General features: G+C 33.4%; 2 protein-coding genes and 2 pseudogenes. All 4 read left to right on the top strand.

The window, feature by feature from the left end; genetic code table 11:
• A pseudogene (locus SKM54_RS12350) lies at positions 1 to 1,336 on the top strand (hypothetical protein); the annotation flags it as partial.
• On the top strand, positions 1,320 to 1,724 hold the full coding sequence (locus SKM54_RS12345) for a hypothetical protein (protein WP_321090052.1): 405 nt from the start codon (positions 1,320 to 1,322) through the stop codon (positions 1,722 to 1,724). The pseudogene SKM54_RS12350 and the gene SKM54_RS12345, both read left to right, overlap by 17 nt.
• A gap of 14 nt (positions 1,725 to 1,738) precedes the next feature.
• Positions 1,739 to 1,933 carry a hypothetical protein gene (locus tag SKM54_RS12340; protein WP_321090051.1) on the top strand — a complete coding sequence of 65 codons (195 nt, stop codon included), beginning with the start codon at positions 1,739 to 1,741 and terminating at the stop codon, positions 1,931 to 1,933.
• 73 nt (positions 1,934 to 2,006) lie between these two features.
• Positions 2,007 to 2,159: pseudogene (locus tag SKM54_RS12335) on the top strand (hemagglutinin repeat-containing protein); the annotation flags it as partial.

Raw genomic sequence — 2,159 nt, 5'->3', positions numbered from 1 at the left:
TGAACAAGTGAAAGATTCGATTTATTCGAACATTACGACTGAAAATGCAAAAGAAAACAGTGGTGCACTGAAAAACAACTTTGATAAAGATAAAGTTCAGAGTGAAATCAATTTACAGGTTGATGTTACGAAGCATTTTGATGAAAACCGTCAAGAAGTGAAACAACAGTTATATGCAGTAGTTGATCAAAAAAAAGCAGAAGCTACAGCAATTAGAAAAGAAAATGGTGGTTATGATACTGATGCATCAAAACAGCTTGATCTAGAAGCCAATAAGTTAAATGAGATTACTCGCTGGGTTGATATTGGGTTAGGTGCTGTTTGGGGGCTTGGAGATACAACAACATTAACAGGAATGTATTTGACAACCCAAGCTGATCGCGTACAACGAGCAATAAATACACCTAAAGAAATGTGGTTTCAGACATGTAGTGCACCAAATGAAGGATGTCAAAGCAGACAAATTTTTTCTTTAGACGATTTAACAGCTGAAGAAAGATTAGAACTACAAATTAATAAAAATGTAGTTACAATTTCAAATCCGGGTATCTTTAACGATAGAGAAGATGCCCTAAAAAATGCTTCAAAACAAAATATAACAGATATTAATCAAGCAGGTATTGTTGTTGTAATGAATCCTCCAACAGGGCGATATGATGGTCTGTGGATAACAACGTCATTAGTATCTGAATTGATGTATGCTGGTTATGACAAATTTAACGATATCATTGGTGGATATTTACCACTCAGTAATTCCGAAAAATTAAATCAAGATTTATATAATTATGCGAAATTAAACTCTCAGACTTATTTTGAAAATAGAAATCCTCTGGAATTAGATTTTAATAGCCATAGTAGAGGTGGTTTAACTTCAAGTGTTGCATTACAAGACTTGAACAACAATCAAAATATATTAGGTATTCCTATTCGCCAGTCGAGATTCTATGGAACCGCCACAAATGTTCAAGATTATGCTAATCAATTATTAAAAAATGGATATATTTCAACGGATGGTTATTACAGTAGTGCATACTCAGCAGTTCATCAGTCAGATCCTGTAGGCTCAGTTATAGGTATATTGGGTGGAAACCCAAGGTTACCAGGAAACTGTTTCTGGTGTTATTCACATAGTAGTTATTTTGCAGAAATTCCTTCAAAATTCGCATTAGATGTTAATGGAAAACAGACTGAAACTATAACTGAGTCATATAAAGATTATGTTAAAAAATGGGGTGAAGTCGATGCTAAAAATCCGATTAATAAATCAGCACCAGTGCTTATAAGACCAAATACAAAAGAAGCAGAGGAGAAATACTTTAATGAACAGGCTTTTTAATTTATCCCCTTTTATTTTTTTATTAAGTTTAAGTGGTTGTTTTTTAACAGGTGAGAGGTTTAATAATCATTTCCCTGCAGAAAATTTGAAATGGACACATCCAACACTCAATCACGAAGAACAAAATAAGATAAAAGCATCTTGTTTAGATATTGGTGTTGAAAAAGTTTTTGGCATTAAGAATTACTCATCCTCGAATTTAAAAACTTTTGGTAATCCTAATCAAGAGCAACTGGAGAGAATGACGACCATAACTGAACAATGTAGATTAAATAATGGTTTTAAATTTCACCCTAGAGGTGGGAGTTACAAATACCCTACAGTTTGTTATGGTTGGTATAAAAAAATGCCAGGTTGCCAATCAGTTCTTCATCTACCTATACGTTAATAAGGGAGGTAATGATGAAAAATGTTAAATATTTTGCTGTATTAGCAATAGGCATTGTATCTGGTTGTTCAATTTTAAGTGATTATTACCATCAAGATTGCGCAATACATCCAGATAGCTTTAAGTATCTAACAGCAGATGAACAAAAGACATATTTGAAAAAATGTAAAAGTTCTCCTGAATTTAGAAAAATAGAACCAACACAATGAATCTGTTTCTGTCGCATTAAGGATTAGATTCGCTACTATTGGAATTTTATAGGAGCTGAGTTATCTCTTTCTCAGCATAATAGGTGGTCAAGTTCAAGGTAAAGGAGTTCAGGTCACTGCCAAAGAGTTGAATATTGAAAGTTTGCAAGATAAAGCGACTTATAAAGCAAAACAGGAGAATATTTCTGGTCAATTCTCTGTCGGGACTGGTGGTGGAAGTGCTTCA

Origin of the sequence: Acinetobacter faecalis (assembly GCF_034187745.1) — a bacterium.
GTDB lineage: Bacteria > Pseudomonadota > Gammaproteobacteria > Pseudomonadales > Moraxellaceae > Acinetobacter > Acinetobacter faecalis.
This window is presented reverse-complemented; position numbering and strand designations above follow the sequence as displayed.

Bases quoted from the DNA above. Each gene is read 5' to 3' on its own strand.
- SKM54_RS12345 (WP_321090052.1), top strand. From the start codon at position 1,320: ATGAACAGGCTTTTTAATTTATCCCCTTTTATTTTTTTATTAAGTTTA.
- SKM54_RS12340 (WP_321090051.1), top strand. From the start codon at position 1,739: ATGAAAAATGTTAAATATTTTGCTGTATTAGCAATAGGCATTGTATCT.